We start from the raw sequence: 15,168 nt of genomic DNA, 5'->3' as shown, positions 1-15,168 counted from the left end.
TCGGGCGGTGATCGCTTTCAGACTGCTCCTCGTCGCCCTCTGCGCCCTGGTTCCGACGGTTCTGCCGGCGACGTCGGCCCTGGCGGAAGCCTCGGGTCCCGACTTCTATCGCGTGGTCGACGTCGACGCGACCGAAACGCTCAGCCTCAGAACCGGCGCCTCGACCGGGTCTACCGTCATCGCCGAGCTGCCGCACGACGCCGGCGGTCTGGCGAACATGGGGTGCCGCGGCGGGCTGACTTTGCAGGAGTGGACCGAGGCGAGCGAGAGCGAGCGTGAAGCATCGCGTCACCGCCGCTGGTGCCTGGTCGGCTTCGAGCGGGTGGTCGGCTGGGTCCCCGGCCGTTTCCTCGCCGAGGGCGGGCCGCCCGACCGTTTCCGCGGCGGCGGGCGCCTCGGCGCGCTGCGCGGCTCCGAGTGGCGCCTGGTGCGGATCGGCGACGGACTGGCCGACCTCGAGGCCACGATCGCCTTCCAATCCGGCGGGCACGTCAGTGGCGACGCGGGATGTAACCGTTTCATGGGAAGCTACGCAGAGGATCGCGGGTCGCTCTCGGTCGGGCCGCTGGCTACGACGCGGAAGATCTGTCCCGAGGAAATCATGGCGGGTGAGGCGCGGTTCCTTGCAATGCTGGAGGAAAGCAGAACCCGGGCCGCCTGGCATCTGGTGCTCGCGCTGCTAGACGAGCGCGGCGGCGTCGTTGCGCAATTCGCGCGCATGGACTGGGATTGAACGGAGTCGAACAGAACCGGGTCGGTAGGAAGGCTGTGCGGCTCACGCGAAGGCGTCGGGCATAGAATCCTTGCGCTCGCGGATGAAGGCCATGAGCGCCTCGTCGACGCCGGGGTCGAGCGCCGGGGCCTCGTATTCGGCGAGCCATTTTTTGCACAGTGCGTTGGCGCGCTGGACCGTGTCCTTGGAGCCCTCGGCCTCCCACTGCTCGAACGAGTTGTTATCGGCCACGGCCGAGCGGTAGAAGGCGGTCTCGAAGTTGGCCTGGGTATGGGCGCAGCCAAGGAAGTGCTGGCCCGGGCCGACCTCGCGGATCGCGTCCATGGCCTGGCCGTTCTCGGTGATGTCGTAGCCCTGGCAGAAGGTCTGCATCATGCCGAGCTGGTCGGCGTCGATCACGAACTTCTCGTAGCTAGAGACCAGGCCGCCCTCTAACCAGCCGGCGGCGTGGAGCACGAAGTTCACGCCGCCGAGAACCGTGGGCATCAGGGTCTGGCTGCTCTCGTGGGCCGCCTGGGCGTCGGGCGTCTTGGCCGCGCAGAGCGAGCCGCCGGAACGGAACGGCACCCCGAGGCGGCGGGCCAGCTCGGCCATGCCGTAGAGCACCAGGGCCGGCTCCGGCGTCCCGAAGGTGGGCGCGCCCGACTGCATCGACATAGAGCTCGCGAAGCTGCCCATGATGACCGGCGCGCCGGGCCGGACGAGCTGCGCGAAGGCGATGCCCGCCAGGGCCTCGGCCAGGGTCTGGGTCATCACGCCGACCGGCGTGACCGGCGCCATCGCGCCCGAGAGGATGAATGGCGTGACGATGGTCGCCTGGTTGTGCCGGGCATAGACCTTGAGCGCCCCCAACATGGTGTCGTCGAAGGTCATCGGCGAGTTGGCGTTGATAAGGCTGACAACCACCGTGTTCTCTTCAACGAAGTCCGCGCCGAACACCAGCTTTGCCATCTCGACCGTATCCTCGGCCCGCTCGGGCGCGGTCACCGAGCCCATGAAGGGCAGGTCGGAATAGCGCAGGTGGCTGTAGACCATGTCCAGGTGGCGCTTGTTGACCGGGATGTCGACCGGCTCGCAGACCGTGCCGCCAGAGTGGTGGATCGAGGGCGCCATGAAGGCGAGCTTCACGAAGTTCTGGAAGTCCTCGATCGTCGCGTAACGCCGCCCGCCGTCCAGGTCGCTGACGAAGGGCGGTCCGTAGACCGGCGCGAATACCGTGGCGTCGCCGCCGATCCGGACCGTGCGCTCCGGGTTCCGCGCGTGCTGCACGAACTCCTTGGGGGCCGAGCCCTGGATCAGGCTGCGGCACAGGCCCCTGGGAAAGCGCACCCGCTCACCGTCGATGTCGGCGCCCGCCTCTTTCCAGATTGCGAGGGCCTCGGGATCGTCGCGGAACTCGATCCCGACCTCCTCGAGGACGGTATCGGCGTTCTCCTCGATAAGCGCGAGGCCTTCCTCCGAGAGGATCCGATAGGGCGGGATCTGCCGAACAATCGGTTTCTGCTTGCCGGACTTGGCGCCGCGCCGGGCCGCCCGGCGGGCGTCTGCGCCGCCGGCCTCGCCCCGGCCCCGCCGGCCGCGGCGCGCCCCCGCTTCAGTGGCCGTGTCGCTCATGCGTCTGGACTCCTCGCTCACGCCGCCGGATTATTCGCGGCTGGCCCGCGGCGCCTCTTGCGTCTTCGCGACCGGGAAGAACGCAGATGCGGCGCGACCCCGCTCCGCCTTCATACTATACCCGCATCTGGAGACCAGGATGACCTCAAGCGACAATCCGACGTCGAAGGCCGGCGGCTGCCTCTGCGGCGCCGTGCGCTACCGCACCACGGGCCCGCTGCGCCCGCTGATCGCCTGTCACTGCGGCCAGTGCCGGCGGATGAGCGGCAACTTTGCGGTCGCCACGGCGGTTTCCCGCGCGGGCCTGGAAATCGACGGCGAGGACGCCGTCACCTGGTTCGTCGCGAGCCCTGGCTTTCGGCGGGCATTCTGCCGGACCTGCGGCTCGCATCTGTTCTGGGATCGCGACGGCGCCGAGACCGTGAGCATCTATGCCGGCAGCCTGAATCAGCCTACCGGACTGCACGTGGTCGAGCACATCTACGTCGACGACAAGGCCGACTTCACGCTGATCGACGACGGCCTGCCAACCCGGCCCCGGGGACGCTGACCCCGTTTCCGACGGAGCGCAAAGCGCTTGACCTTGTGCACCGCAATATATAGCGTTTTCAAGGAGTAGCGGCCCATTTCCTAGTCTGCCGCCCTCTTCTTTCACGGAGACAACAAGGCTATGCCCCAGCAGGGGATCACTTCGCTCCTCGCCGCCCGGCCCTGGTTGCTCGCCGACGGCGCGACCGGCACCAACCTCTTCCTGGCCGGGCTCCAACACGGAGACGCGCCCGAGCTCTGGAACCTGACGAACCAGGTTCCGGTGCGCGATCTCGTGCGAAGTTTCGTCGATGCGGGCGCCGACATCGTTCTGACCAACACCTTCGGCGGCACGGCCCAGCGGCTCAAGCTGCACGAGGCGCAGAACCGCGTGGTCGAGATCAATCGCGCCGCCGCCGGCCTGGCGCGGGAAGTCGCGGACGCGGCCGGGCGGCCGGTGCTGGTCGCCGGGTCCATGGGCCCGACCGGCGAGCTGTTCGAGCCGCTAGGACCGCTCACCGTGGCCGAGGGCACGGCGGCCTTCGCCGAGCAGGCCAAAGGATTGGCGGCGGGCGGGTGCGACCTCCTGTGGATCGAGACCATGTCTTCGATCGACGAGCTGACCGCCGCCGTCAGGGGCGCGGCCTCGAGTGGGCTGCCGGCCGTCTGCACCATGAGCTTCGACACCAACGGCTGCTCGATGATGGGGGTCACGCCGAGCCAGATCGCCGGCATGATGGGTCAGCTCGAGTCCCGCCCCGTCGCCTACGGCGCCAACTGCGGCGTCGGCGCCGCCGAGCTGGTGGCGACAATCGTCAGCATGGCCGAGGCAGCGGCGCCGGACGATGTGATCATCGCCAAGAGCAACTGCGGCATTCCCGAGTTCGTCGAAGGCGAGATCCACTACACCGGCACGCCGGAACTGATGGCGGACTATGCCACCCTGGCCCTGGACTCCGGGGCCCGGATCATCGGCGGGTGCTGCGGCACGACCGCGAAGCACCTGCGCTACATGCGCGAGGCGCTCTTAGAGCACAGCAAAGGCGAGAAGCCCAGCGTGGAGGATCTGATGGAGCGGCTGGGACCGATCTCCAGGGGCGCGCAGAACCTGTTCGCCAAGTCACCGCTCGGAGAGAAACCGAAACAATCGGAACGCGGCGCGCGACGGGGCCGCCGCCGCGCCGCACGCGACAAGGCTCCTAGCTTCTAGCCGGGAAACTTCAGGTTTTCGGCCGAGCTGCGACCGCCCTGCCCGGGCACCAGGTCGTATTCGACCTCTTCGCCCTCCTCGAGGTTGGCGCGCCCCGCCTTCTCTACCGCGGAAATGTGCACAAAAGCGTCCTTGGAGCCGTCGTCGGGCATGATGAACCCGTAACCCTTGACGCTGTTGAACCACTTGACCTTGCCTTTTGCCATCGCACCTTCCTCGCGCAGCTTTGCAATTCGACCCCTCGGGCGATGCGGGATCGCGGGATCGATCGTTCGATTGCTGGGGTATGGTGATCAGGCGGCCGGATATCAACCGGCAATCGCGACCGGGGCCGGATTACAGCTTCGAATTCTTGTCAAAAAAATCTTCTAACATGCTGATAGAAGGAAAAACAAAATCGGCCTTGTCGGCCAGTTCTGCACGGGTGCTGGTTCCGGTCAGCACGCCGATCTTAAGACCGACGCCGGCGCGCCGGCCCATCTCCAAGTCGTGCGGATTGTCGCCCACGACGGCGGTCTCACGGGGATCGAGACCGACCGAGCGACAGAACCCGTGAACCATGCCCGGACCCGGCTTGGCGCCGTAGCCGCTGTCGTAGCCGGCGAGGAACTCGATCTCGTCGAGTATGTCGAAGGGTCCGAGGGAGGCTAGCGCGCCGGCCTCGCTATCGCTTGTCGCGACGCCCAGAGACAGACTGCGGCCCTTCAGGCGCCGAAACAAGGCGGCCAGATCGGTCACCGGGACCGCGTGGCGGGCGCCGCCTTCGACGAAGGTCCGTTCCACGGCGGCGAGCAGGTCCGCTCTGCCTCCGCCGGGCAGGAGTTCGGCCCAAGCGGCGCAGATTTCAGCCGTGGTGCCGGCCGCCAGCAGCGACCCCGAGCGCACCCGCCCGCTCCGCTCGTCGTAGCCGCCCGCTTCCAACAAAGGCGGTATCAGCTGCGGGTGATCGGCCGCGGCCGCCGCGGCGGCTTCCCGCAATACCGGGAGCCAGGTCGCCGCGAAGTCCAGCAGCGTGCCGTCCTTGTCGAAGAGTACCCCCCGAATGGCCATCACAGTCCCCCGCGGCGGGATGCGGTCAGAAGCCCGACGCCGTCGCACGACAGCTAAGCGTTAGAGGCAAATTCACATCAATGTGAAAGGATCGGCAAGCCCACTTCCCCGCGGCCAGGTCCGGCGGCGGGCAACTCCAGAATTTGTGATTGTGGCAACCCCGACCAGTCGCCTATCTAAACACGTGTCGGTTCGTTCGACCGACGGTTCCCGACGAGCAGTCGAAACAGCAGGCAAGGACCCAGCATGACCCAGGCCCTGACCCTTGAGCTTGAGCGCTCGAACCCCGGCAAGTTCCAGGACCCCGAGCGGACGGCCAAGGGCGAGCAGCGCGCGTCGGTCGGCCTGACTTCCCTGGCGACGCTCTGGTTCAATACCGGGACGCTGTGCAATCTGGCCTGCGTCAACTGCTATATCGAATCCAGCCCGAAGAACGACCGCCTGGTCTACATCACGGCCGAGGAGGTCTCGGCCTACCTCGACGAGATCGCCGAGCTGGGTCTGCCGACCCTGGAGATCGGCCTGACCGGCGGCGAGCCCTTCATGAATCCGGCGATCATGGAGATCCTCGAAACATCGCTGTCGCGCGGCTTCCAGACCTTGGTGCTGACCAACGCCATGCGGCCCATGATGAAGTGCGCCGACAGCCTCGAGGGCTTGCTCAAGCGCTACGGCCAAGCCCTGGTCCTGCGGGTGTCGATCGACCACTACACCAAGGCCATGCACGAGATCGAGCGGGGTCCGCACAGCTGGCAACCGACTGTCGACGGGCTGACCTGGCTGGCGCGGAAGGGCTTCAATGTCCGCGCCGCGGGGCGCAGCATGTGGCACGAGTCGGACGAGGAGCTGCGCGCCGGCTACGCGCGCCTGTTCCGCGAACTCGGCATCGGGATCGACGCCGCTGACCCCGAGGTCCTGGTGATCTTCCCCGAAATGGACGCGGATGCCGACGTCCCCGAGATTACGGAAAGCTGCTGGGGCATCCTTGGTATCGCGCCCGAGTCGATCATGTGCGCCAGCTCCCGGATGGTGGTCAAGCGCAAAGGCGACCTTCGCCCGGTCGTCATGCCCTGCACGCTGCTGCCCGATCAGGATTCCTTCATCATGGGCAATACCCTCGCCGAGGCCCAGGACAAGGTGATGCTCAACCATCCGCACTGCGCCCGCTTCTGCGTCCTCGGCGGCGGGTCCTGCAGCAAAGCGACGTGAGCCTTCGGATCACCCGCGCCTACGCCCTGGCGGCCGCGCGCCACGTCACCCAGAAGCGTAAGGGCGAGGCCAGGGAACCCTACATCAACCACCTCTGCGAGGTGGCTGAGCTGGTCGCCGAAGCGACCGACGGCGCGGACGAGAACCTGATCATTGCCGCGATCCTGCACGACACGATCGAAGACACCGAAACGACCTACGGCGAGATCTTGACGCTGTTCGGTCATGACGTGGCCGACCTCGTCCAGGAGGTGACGGACGACACCTCCTTGCCGTCGCGGGAACGCAAGCGCCGGCAGATCGAGAACGCGCCGAACCACAGTACCCGGGCCAAGATCCTCAAGCTGTGCGACAAGACGTCGAACATCCGGGCCATCGCGACCAGCCCGCCGGCCGAATGGTCGGAACAACGCCGGCTCGACTACCTGGATTGGGCGCGCAGCGTGATCGACGGGCTGCGCGGCGTGCACGCGGACTGCGAGGCGCGCTTCGACGAAGCGCTGGCCGAGGCCGAGCGCATCTACCGCGGCCGGACCGGGAAGGATCAGCCGCGGTAGCGGTTGTCGATCTCTTCGCGGTAGGCTTCGTACTCGGCCTCCGCGTCGGCGTAGTCGATCTCGAGCGTGCGGATCGACCGCTCGAGATCGATCTTCTCCTCGGTCAGCTGTTTCAGCTCGATCGCGATTGCGGCCCGCTCGGTAGGAATCAAGGTCGGCTCGACCAGGCGGGCGGTCTTCTCGACTAGGAGGAATTCGATCTTCTCCGCCCGGGCCTTGCTCCAGCTCAGCTCCTTGCCGATCCGGTTCACCTCGCTGCGCCGCTGATAGAGGCCGAAGCCGTCGGCGTGGGCCGCGGCGAAGGCCGCTTCCTGCGAGACCGGGCAGATCCCGCCGTAGCGCTTGCCGCTCAGGCCTAGATTGTAGCCGTTGACCGGCCGGCAATAGCCGGTCAGACCCTCGCCGTGGCCGACCATGTAGTCGTCGAACTTCGCGGCGATGCCGAATTCGGCGCAGGCCTTGCGGTGACGCCCGAAGCTGTCGGCGCTGTAGCCCTTGGCGCCGTCCTCGTAGCCGATGGCGCGCCAATCGGCGGTCTGGCACTGGGCTTCGTCCATGCCCTTGCTGGCGCAGCCGGCGAGAGCGAGCAAAATCAAAGAGGCTAGTATGGAGCGCATGGTCGTTCCTCCGGATATCCCGGAGGTTTAGGCGACCTGCTTTAAGGCTCGGTTAATCCTGGGGCGATTGCTCGTACTCGGTCGACCTGATCAGTCCCGCTTGAAGTGCTTGCTGAGCGCCAGGCCCTGGCGCTGGTAGGACGAGCCGATGTCGCGGCCGTAGAGCTTGTCCGGCTGGTCGAGCAGGCGCTCGTAGACCAGCCGGCCGACCACCTGGCCGTCTTCCAGAACGAAGGGCACCTCGTGGGAGCGCACTTCGAGGACCGCGCGGGTTCCGCTATCCTCCGCGTGGCCGAACCCCGGATCAAAGAACCCGGCGTAATGGACCCGGAACTCGCCCACAAGTGTATCGTAGGCGACCATCTCGGCGGCGTGATCGGGCGGAACAGTGACCGATTCCTTCGATGCCAGGATGTAGAAATCGTCGGGATTGAGGATCAGGCCCTCGCGCGGCCGAGCACGGATCGGCTCCCAGAAGTCCTGGATCGCATAGGCCTGTTCGAGGTCGACATCGATCAGCCCCCGGTGCCTGCGGGCCTTGTAGCCGATCACGCCTTCGGGCTCGCGCGGCAGGTCGATGGTGAGCGGAATCCCCTGGGATATGTCGCCGCCCGGCAGGTCCTTGTCGATCAGCCGGACCTGGTCGTGAAGCCGGCGCAGGGCGCTGTCGCTGTAGTGGTGCGAGCCACGCCGCAGGCGAAGCTGGTTGAGCCTGGAGCCGCTGCGCACGACGACGCTGAAGGCGCGCGGCGATATCTCGACGTAGAGGGGTCCCTGGTAGCCGCTCTCCACGCGGTCGAACTCGACCGCGCGATCGGCGATCAAGCGGGTGAAGACGTCGATCCGCCCGATCGAGCTCTTCGGGTTGGCGAGGCCGTAGATCCGGCTGCTGAGCTTGAGCTCTTCCTGCAGGGGCGCGATGTAGACGCAGCCCTTCTCCAGCACCGCGCCGCCCTCTAGGTCGATCTCGTGCATGCCGAAGGCGGCGATCTTCTCCTCGACGGTCGACCGCGGTCCCGGCAGAAAGGAAGCGTTGACCCGGTAGGCCACGGGACCGAGCCGCAGGTCGAGGCTCGAGGGCTGGATCTGCGCCTCCGCGATCGGATTGCCGGCGCGGATCTCACCGACCCTGAGCAGTTCGCGGATCGCCTGGGACGGCAGGATTCCCGTCGAGTGACGCAGAAAAGACGGCCCGTCGCCGTCCGCCGTGATCGCCAAAGGTTCCAAGGCCTGCGACATGCCACGTGACCTCCCGGAGTAGGCGCTCAAGCTATCGTTTTGTTTCAATACGATAAAACACTTTCTTTTGCACACGCCGGAAGAAAAAGCCCACCGTTCTGTCCCGGCCTAGCCGCCGGGAATCCAACAGCTATTCAGGTTTTCCCCGCTTCTCACATACGCTCCGGCGTTTCAATCCCCAGCAGCGACAGGACCAGCTCCAGCTGTTTCAGGCTGACCGCCGCCAGGCCCAGGCGGGAGGCGCGCAGGGCTTCGTCGGTCTCGCTCAGGATGTGGCAGTTCTGATAGAAGCGGCTGAACTCCTGGGCCAGCCCGTAGGCGAAGTCGCAGAGCTCGTTGGGCGCGCGCCGCTCGTAGGCGGCGGCCACCGCGTCGGGCAGCAGCCCCAGGGTGATCACGAGGCTGCGCTCCACCTCGCCCGGCGGGAGGATTGCGCCGGGCTCGAATCCCCGCGCCTCGGCCTTGCGCAGCAGCGACTTGATGCGCACCGCGGCGTAGAGCAGGTAGGGGCCGGTCTTGCCCTCGAAGCGGGTGAAGCGGTCCAGGTCGAAGATGTAGTTGGACAGCCTGTAATTGCTGAGATCGGCGAAGCGGATCGCCGCCAGGCCGACCTTGCGCGCGATCTCGACCCGCTCTTCCTCGGGGTAGTCCTTGGCAAGACCGGCCTCGTCCAGGCGCTTCAACGCCATCTCCTTGGCACCGTCGATCAGGTCGCCCAGTTTCATGACGCCGCCCGCGCGGGTCTTGAAAGGCTTGCCGTCGGGACCGTTGACCGTGCCGAAGCCGATGTGCTCCAGGGCCGCGCCGCCGTCGATCCCGGCCTTGTGGACCGCCCGGAACACCTGCTCGAAGTGGAGGTGCTGGCGCTGATCGACCACGTAGAGCACCAGCTCGGGCCCGATCTCCCGGCGGCGGTGCTCGACCGTGGCCATATCGGTCGTGCTGTACATCACCGCGCCGTCCGACTTCAGCAGGATCAGCGGCGGGATCTCCTTCTTGTCGCCCGCCTCGGCCACCGATACGACAATGGCGCCCTCGCTTTCCTCGGCGACGCCCTTCTCCCGCATGTCATCGACCATGGGCTCGATCAGGTCGTGGACCACCGCCTCGCCGAGCCAGAGGTCGAAATGCACCCCCAGGCTGCCGAAGTCCTTCTTCATGGCGGCGATCGAGATGTCCATGAAGTGCTGCCATAGCGCACGGTATCCTAGCCGCCCGACCTGCAGCTCGGCGGTCGCCTGGCGCGCCTTCTCCAACTCTTCCGGCTCGGCCTTGCAGCGCGCCGCCGCCGCGGGATATGTCCGCTCCAGGTCCTCCAGGGTGACCGGGCTCTCCGCCGGATAGGGTCCGTTGAACGCGGAGTCGAAGTAGGGCCAGTCGGGGTGACGCTGTGCCAGCTCGTTGATCAGCATGCCCATGGGCAGCCCCCAGTCGCCCATATGCACGTCGCCCCAGGTCTTGTCGCCGGCGAAGGCGAAGAGGCGGCGCAGCGAGTCGCCGATGATCGAGGCGCGTAGGTGGCCGACGTGCATCGACTTGGCGACGTTGGGCCCGCCGTAGTCCAGGATCACGCGGCGCGGCTTCTCGACCTCGGGGCAACCGAGGCGCGGATCGGCGGCGATCGCGTTGGCCCGTTCCGCCAGATAGGCGTCGGTCACGTCGATGTTGATGAAGCCGGGGCCGGCGATCTCGGTCCGGGCGATGCGCGGATCAGCCTTCAGGACCGGTCCGGCCAGGATCTCCTCGGCGATCTGGCGCGGCGCCTTTCGAGCCTGCTTGGCCGCGGGCATGGCGCCGTTGCACTGGAACTGCCCCAGGTCGGGACGGTCCGAGCGGCGCACCCGACCCAGGTCGCGCGGCAGGTCCAGGGCCTGGAAGGCGTCGGCCACAAGGTCGGTCAGGATGGCGGTGAGAGAAGCCATGGATTGGCGGCAACCGTCGCTGCGTTGGGCAGGTCGAGGACCGCCCGGAACTCGCCGAGCGGGATAGCGCAGCCGGGGCCGGCGGACAAGCCCCGGCGGTTTCGCGACGGCCCGGGTCGAATTTCAGCGCGCGTCGCGATCGGTCCCTGTCATCCTTGCCTATAGAACAGAGCGCCATCGGAGCTCGCGGCATGAGCCACTCATCCGCCCAAGAGCAGGACGGCGGCGATCTCGTGGACCTCGAACGCTATCCGATCCACGAGCCCGGCCGCCGTCCCTACCAGGATCTCGTCGAGAATTGCCGCCGGGAGATCGCCGCCCGCGGCTGTGTCTCCCTGCCCGGCTTCCTGACCGACGCGGCGCTCGCCGCGCTGCGGGCCGACAACAAGGAAGTCTCGCACCGCGCCTTCGTCTCGAAGTGCCGGACCAATGTCTATTTCGGCGTGGACGACGAGAGCCTGCCGGCCGGCCATCCCAAACGAATCTTCATGGATCGGACCAGCGCCTTCGTCCCGGCCGACGAGATCGACGCCGGCTCGGTGCAGCGCCGGCTCTACGACTGGCCTCCGTTCACGGCCTTCGTGGCCGACTGCCTGGGCGAAGCGGTGCTGCACAAGTACGCGGATCCGGTGGCCGATACCATCGTCAACGTGGTCGGGCCCGGCGAGGCCTTCCCCTGGCACTTCGACACCAACGACTTCTCGGTCTCGATCCTGACCCAGCCCGCCGACGAAGGCGGCCTCTTCGAATACGCCCCCAACATTCGCTCGGCTGATGACGAGAACTACCCGGGCGTGGCGCGGGTCCTGGCCGGCGGGCGGGAGGGCGTGCTCTCGCTCGATCTCTCCCCCGGCGATCTGCAGATCTTCAAGGGCCGCAACTCGCTGCACCGGGTGACCGAGGTCGCCGGGGCGCGGCCGCGTTTCACGACGATCTTCTCCTACGCCCGCGAGCCCGGCATGATCGGCCGGGTCGAGCGCACCCGCCAGCTCTACGGCAGGGTGCTGCCTGTGCACATCCAGGCCGAGAAGGCCGGCGAGCGCAGCGACCGTCTGGAAGACTGATTGGCCCTACGGCGGTCACTTTCCCGGCGACGGATTCGGCGATCTGGCCTAGTCTGTCCGCCTATCTTGCCCCCTTTCGAAGGAGCATGCGCCATGGTCCGGCCCCGATACCTTCTCGCCCTCGCCCTCTCCTCCGCGCTGCTGTCCTCTTGCGACACGATTGGTGGCGGCGATCCTACGCTGACCGGGACCTACTGGCGGCTGGTCGAGCTGGAGGGCAAGCCGGCCGAGCCCGGCGCCGAGGACCGGGAGATACACCTCGTCCTCGAAGCGGACATCGAGAAGGTTAGGGGCTATGCCGGCTGCAACAACTTTACCGGCGGCTTCGAGACCGATGGCCAAAGCTTAAGCTTCGGCCCCGTGGCGGCGACTCGCCGCGCCTGCATCGGCAACATGGACCAGGAGCTGGACTTCCTCAACGCGCTCGACCGGACGGAACGCTACACGCTGACCGGCGACGAACTGGTGCTCTACGACAACAAGGGCGCCGCCAGCCTGGGCTTCGAGGCCGGCACGCCCTGAGAGTCGGTTGCGGGGCCTCAAGCGGCCCACATGTCGTGCAGGAAGTCTTCGATCCGGGTCTTCAGCGTCTCCGACTCGCGCGATAGCTCATGGGCGGCATCGAGCACCTGCTCGGCAGCGGCGCCTGTCTTCTTGGCCACCCCGGAAATGTTGGTGATCACCTGCTACCGCGTCCGCGTCAGCCCTCGATCATCGCTTCCAGCGTCTCGACCTTGTCGGCCTCGGCGGCCGGCTTGTCCCAGCGGATCCGGTGGATCCGCGGAAACCGCATGGCGAGGCCCGACTTGTGCCGGGTCGAGGGATGGACGGCATCGAAGGCGACCTCCAGCACGAGGCCGGGCTTGACCGCGCGGACCGGGCCGAAGCGCTCGACCGTGTTGTCGCGGACCCACTTGTCGAGCCGCCTCAGCTCCTCGTCGGTAAAGCCGAAATAGGCCTTGCCGACCGGCACCAGCTCCTCACCCGCCTGCGCCCGGCGCCAGGCCCCGAAAGTATAGTCAGAGTAGTAGGACGAGCGCTTGCCGTGGCCCCGCTGGGCGTACATCAGGACGGTGTCGAGGGTGAGCGCGTCCCGCTTCCATTTGAACCAGGGCCCCTTTTGCCGCCCGGCCACATAGGCGCTGTCGGCGCGCTTGAGCATCAGGCCCTCGATGCCCCGCTCGCGCGCCGTCGCCCGGCGCTCTCGGAGCTGGTCCCAGGTCCCGAACTCGATCAGCGGCGAGAGATCGAGGCGCGCGGGCCGAGCCTCGGAAAACCAGGTCTCCAGGCGCCGGCGACGTTCCGCGAGGGGAAAGCCGCGCAGATCCTCGCCGTCGAGGAACAGCATGTCGTAAGCCCTGAGATGCGCGGGGAAGCCGGCGAGCTGCTTGGCCGAGACCGTCTTGCGATTGAGGCGCTGCTGCAGGTCGTTGAAGGGCGCCACCGCGCCGTCGCGCACGACCAGCAGCTCGCCGTCGAGCACCGCGTTGAACCGCGCGGCCTCAAGCAGGTCCGGGAAGGCGCCGCCGATCTCGTCGCCGTTGCGCGAGAACAGCTTGGCCTGGGCGCCGTCGGCCGCCAACTGGACCCGGATGCCGTCCCACTTCCACTCGGCGAGGAAGTCCCCGGGCGACAGCGTCGCCATGTCCGTCTCCTCGAGCGGGTGCGCCAGCATGAAGGGCCGGAAGGCCGCGCGCTGATCGATGCTCGGCTTGGGCCCGGAACCCTCCAGCCAGGCGAAGAGTTCCTCGAACGGCGGCTCGATCCCGTGCCAGAGCTCCTCGATTTCCGCCAGCACCCGGCCCTGGCCACCCTCGCCCGGGAGCGCGGCCAGGGCGGTCTTCGCAAGGCGCGCCGAGACGCCCACCCTGAGCCCCCCGGTGATCAGCTTCAGCAGTGCCCAGCGGCCGGTCGCGTCGAGTGCGTCGAGCCAGGCCGCGAGCAGACGGGGAACCTCGCTGCGTCCAGCACTCCGCAAACGCTCGACCACCTCGGTAAGCGGCGGCGCGGCCTCGGCGCCGGGCCGCGCCGGCCAGATCAAGGCGGCGGTCTCGGCGAGATCCCCGACATAGTCGTAGGACCAGGCGAAGAGCACCGGATCGACCCGAGACTCGACGAGGCCCCGGATCAGGGCCGGCTTCGCCGCGGGGAAGTCGCGCCGTCCGGTCAGCGCCGCCAGGGCGTAGCCCCGCGCCGGGTCCGGAGTCGCCTGAAAGTAACGGGTCATGAGGCGCAGCTTGTCGTTGCGCGAGGACGTGAAGACCAGGCGGTCGAGCAGCTCCGCGAAATCCTTCACGCCGACGCCTCCGCCGGCTCGGTTTCCTGCTCGTCCTCGCCGCGGCCGACCAGGGAGAGCGCCCGTGCGCTCAGCCCGACCTTGGCCGCCTGATGGACCAGGGCCTCCTCGTTGCCGTGGGTCACCCAGACTTCCGCGGCACCGACCTCGGACAGGGTCGCGGTCAACTCGTCCCAGTCGGCGTGGTCCGAGATCACGAGCGGCAACTCGACACCGCGCTGGCGCGCCCGCTGGCGCACGCGCATCCAGCCCGAGGCCATGGCGGTTACCGGTTCTTCGAGGCGCCGCGACCAGCGGTCGGCCAGCGCCGAGGGCGGCGCCATGACGATCTCGCCGCGCAGCTGCTCCTTCTCCACCCCGGCGACCGGCCGCAGGTCGCCGAGCTCGAGACCGAGATCCTGGTAGAGCCGGGTCAGGCGCGTAAGCGCGCCGTGCAGATAGATCGGGCGCTCGAATCCCGCCTCGCGTAGTAGCGCGATGACCCGCTGCGCCTTGCCGAGCGCATAGGCGCCGATCACGTGGGGACGCTCCGGGAAGGCGGCGAGAGAGGCCAGCACCTTGGCCACCTCCTGATCCGCCGGCGGGTGGCGGAACACCGGGAGCCCGAAGGTCGCCTCGGTGATGAAGACGTCGCAGCCGATCGGCTCGAACGCGGGACAGGTCGGGTCGCGCCGCCGCTTGTAGTCCCCCGACACCACGACCCGGGACCCGCGCCACTCCAGCACCGCTTGGGCGCTGCCGAGAACGTGGCCCGCGGGCACCAGCCGAACCGCGACCTCACCGACTGTCAGGGTCTCGCCGTAGCCGAGGCTCTGCTTCGTGACTCCGGCCGCATCGCCGTAGCGGACTTCCATGATCGCAAGCGTCTCGGCAGTCGCGAGCACCGATTCGTGACCGGGCCGCGCATGGTCGGCGTGGCCGTGGGTGATCACCGCGCGGTCTACCGGCGCGGTCGGATCAACATAGAATCCGCCCGGCTCGCAGTAGAGACCCCTGCCCGTGACCCGCAGCCAATCCTCGGCGCTGACGCTCATGACGACAGCCTAGTTCGGAACATGGCCGGCCGGAACCACTTTGTGTTTCGCCTCGGGACGCGTGAAACCGCGCCAGATCATGTGCTTAGGATCGA

The 15,168-nt window shown here is 67.7% G+C and carries 16 protein-coding genes; 7 read left to right on the top strand and 9 right to left on the bottom strand.

From position 1 onward, the window contains the following. The first annotated feature begins 7 nt into the window (after positions 1–7). The gene (locus QNJ67_00365; protein ID MDJ0607401.1) at positions 8–733 is read left to right on the top strand and encodes an META domain-containing protein; all 726 of its coding nucleotides are present in this window, start codon (positions 8–10) and stop codon (positions 731–733) included. A 42-nt stretch (positions 734–775) separates the two neighbouring features. Here the strand turns inward: QNJ67_00365 and QNJ67_00360 are convergent, their stop codons facing one another. Continuing rightward, a complete protein-coding gene (locus tag QNJ67_00360; GenBank protein MDJ0607400.1) occupies positions 776–2,347 on the bottom strand; it encodes a trimethylamine methyltransferase family protein in 1,572 nt (523 codons plus the stop codon). Between the two features lie 139 nt (positions 2,348–2,486). Here QNJ67_00360 and QNJ67_00355 point away from each other — a divergent pair, with 139 nt between their 5' ends. Together QNJ67_00355 and bmt are read left to right on the top strand one after the other, a co-directional pair. Further along, complete coding sequence (locus QNJ67_00355; protein MDJ0607399.1) at positions 2,487–2,897, top strand: GFA family protein; 411 nt, start codon at positions 2,487–2,489, stop codon at positions 2,895–2,897. 120 nt (positions 2,898–3,017) lie between these two features. After that, positions 3,018–4,085 carry a betaine--homocysteine S-methyltransferase gene (gene bmt, locus QNJ67_00350; protein ID MDJ0607398.1) on the top strand — a complete coding sequence of 356 codons (1,068 nt, stop codon included), beginning with the start codon at positions 3,018–3,020 and terminating at the stop codon, positions 4,083–4,085. Here bmt and QNJ67_00345 read toward each other — a convergent pair. Together QNJ67_00345 and QNJ67_00340 are read right to left on the bottom strand one after the other, a co-directional pair. Further along, complete coding sequence (locus tag QNJ67_00345) at positions 4,082–4,291, bottom strand: cold-shock protein (protein MDJ0607397.1); 210 nt, start codon at positions 4,289–4,291, stop codon at positions 4,082–4,084. The two genes, bmt and QNJ67_00345, sit on opposite strands and share 4 nt — an antisense overlap. Positions 4,292–4,421: 130 nt before the next feature. Further along, the gene (locus QNJ67_00340; GenBank protein ID MDJ0607396.1) at positions 4,422–5,135 is read right to left on the bottom strand and encodes an HAD family hydrolase; all 714 of its coding nucleotides are present in this window, start codon (positions 5,133–5,135) and stop codon (positions 4,422–4,424) included. Between the two features lie 246 nt (positions 5,136–5,381). On the opposite strand from QNJ67_00340, the gene QNJ67_00335 reads away from it, so the two are divergent. Then, a complete protein-coding gene (locus QNJ67_00335; protein MDJ0607395.1) occupies positions 5,382–6,344 on the top strand; it encodes a radical SAM protein in 963 nt (320 codons plus the stop codon). Beyond that, positions 6,341–6,901, top strand: coding sequence for an HD domain-containing protein (locus tag QNJ67_00330; protein ID MDJ0607394.1), 561 nt, complete (start codon positions 6,341–6,343; stop codon positions 6,899–6,901). Before QNJ67_00335 ends, QNJ67_00330 begins: the two co-directional genes overlap by 4 nt. Here QNJ67_00330 and QNJ67_00325 read toward each other — a convergent pair. The 3 genes from QNJ67_00325 to argS all read right to left on the bottom strand — a co-directional run bounded on the left by QNJ67_00325 (position 6,889) and on the right by argS (position 10,679). Continuing rightward, on the bottom strand, positions 6,889–7,518 hold the full coding sequence (locus tag QNJ67_00325; GenBank protein MDJ0607393.1) for a DUF2799 domain-containing protein: 630 nt from the start codon (positions 7,516–7,518) through the stop codon (positions 6,889–6,891). The genes QNJ67_00330 and QNJ67_00325 overlap by 13 nt on opposite strands. 90 nt (positions 7,519–7,608) lie before the next feature. Further along, positions 7,609–8,757 (bottom strand): 2'-deoxycytidine 5'-triphosphate deaminase, encoded by a 1,149-nt coding sequence (locus QNJ67_00320; protein MDJ0607392.1) that lies wholly within the window; start codon positions 8,755–8,757, stop codon positions 7,609–7,611. A gap of 152 nt (positions 8,758–8,909) precedes the next feature. Then, the gene (gene argS / locus QNJ67_00315; protein MDJ0607391.1) at positions 8,910–10,679 is read right to left on the bottom strand and encodes an arginine--tRNA ligase; all 1,770 of its coding nucleotides are present in this window, start codon (positions 10,677–10,679) and stop codon (positions 8,910–8,912) included. 191 nt (positions 10,680–10,870) lie between these two features. Here argS and QNJ67_00310 point away from each other — a divergent pair, with 191 nt between their 5' ends. After that, positions 10,871–11,743, top strand: coding sequence for a hypothetical protein (locus tag QNJ67_00310; GenBank protein ID MDJ0607390.1), 873 nt, complete (start codon positions 10,871–10,873; stop codon positions 11,741–11,743). Between the two features lie 93 nt (positions 11,744–11,836). Beyond that, a complete protein-coding gene (locus QNJ67_00305; protein ID MDJ0607389.1) occupies positions 11,837–12,265 on the top strand; it encodes an META domain-containing protein in 429 nt (142 codons plus the stop codon). Positions 12,266–12,282: 17 nt separating this feature from the next. Here QNJ67_00305 and QNJ67_00300 read toward each other — a convergent pair whose 3' ends face one another. Genes QNJ67_00300 through QNJ67_00290 form a run of 3 tightly spaced genes read right to left on the bottom strand, consistent with a single transcriptional unit; the run spans position 12,283 to position 15,073 of the window. After that, on the bottom strand, positions 12,283–12,426 hold the full coding sequence (locus QNJ67_00300; protein MDJ0607388.1) for a hypothetical protein: 144 nt from the start codon (positions 12,424–12,426) through the stop codon (positions 12,283–12,285). Between the two features lie 17 nt (positions 12,427–12,443). Beyond that, positions 12,444–14,039: a cisplatin damage response ATP-dependent DNA ligase gene (locus tag QNJ67_00295; GenBank protein MDJ0607387.1), complete on the bottom strand. Its 1,596-nt coding sequence runs from the start codon at positions 14,037–14,039 to the stop codon at positions 12,444–12,446. Beyond that, positions 14,036–15,073: a ligase-associated DNA damage response exonuclease gene (locus QNJ67_00290; protein ID MDJ0607386.1), complete on the bottom strand. Its 1,038-nt coding sequence runs from the start codon at positions 15,071–15,073 to the stop codon at positions 14,036–14,038. Before QNJ67_00290 ends, QNJ67_00295 begins: the two co-directional genes overlap by 4 nt. Between the last annotated feature and the right edge of the window lie 95 nt (positions 15,074–15,168).

The sequence above is a fragment of the Kiloniellales bacterium genome (assembly GCA_030064845.1).
Taxonomy (GTDB): domain Bacteria; phylum Pseudomonadota; class Alphaproteobacteria; order Kiloniellales; family JAKSDN01; genus JASJEC01.
The sequence above is the reverse complement of the archived record's forward strand: the minus strand, read 5'-3'. Positions and strand labels throughout refer to the sequence as shown.

Bases quoted from the DNA above. Each gene is read 5' to 3' on its own strand.
- QNJ67_00360 (MDJ0607400.1), bottom strand. From the start codon at position 2,347: ATGAGCGACACGGCCACTGAAGCGGGGGCGCGCCGCGGCCGGCGGGGC.
- QNJ67_00345 (MDJ0607397.1), bottom strand. From the start codon at position 4,291: ATGGCAAAAGGCAAGGTCAAGTGGTTCAACAGCGTCAAGGGTTACGGG.
- argS (MDJ0607391.1), bottom strand. From the start codon at position 10,679: ATGGCTTCTCTCACCGCCATCCTGACCGACCTTGTGGCCGACGCCTTC.
- QNJ67_00320 (MDJ0607392.1), bottom strand. From the start codon at position 8,757: ATGTCGCAGGCCTTGGAACCTTTGGCGATCACGGCGGACGGCGACGGG.
- QNJ67_00310 (MDJ0607390.1), top strand. From the start codon at position 10,871: ATGAGCCACTCATCCGCCCAAGAGCAGGACGGCGGCGATCTCGTGGAC.
- QNJ67_00290 (MDJ0607386.1), bottom strand. From the start codon at position 15,073: ATGAGCGTCAGCGCCGAGGATTGGCTGCGGGTCACGGGCAGGGGTCTC.
- QNJ67_00305 (MDJ0607389.1), top strand. From the start codon at position 11,837: ATGGTCCGGCCCCGATACCTTCTCGCCCTCGCCCTCTCCTCCGCGCTG.
- QNJ67_00355 (MDJ0607399.1), top strand. From the start codon at position 2,487: ATGACCTCAAGCGACAATCCGACGTCGAAGGCCGGCGGCTGCCTCTGC.
- bmt (MDJ0607398.1), top strand. From the start codon at position 3,018: ATGCCCCAGCAGGGGATCACTTCGCTCCTCGCCGCCCGGCCCTGGTTG.
- QNJ67_00325 (MDJ0607393.1), bottom strand. From the start codon at position 7,518: ATGCGCTCCATACTAGCCTCTTTGATTTTGCTCGCTCTCGCCGGCTGC.
- QNJ67_00335 (MDJ0607395.1), top strand. From the start codon at position 5,382: ATGACCCAGGCCCTGACCCTTGAGCTTGAGCGCTCGAACCCCGGCAAG.
- QNJ67_00340 (MDJ0607396.1), bottom strand. From the start codon at position 5,135: ATGGCCATTCGGGGGGTACTCTTCGACAAGGACGGCACGCTGCTGGAC.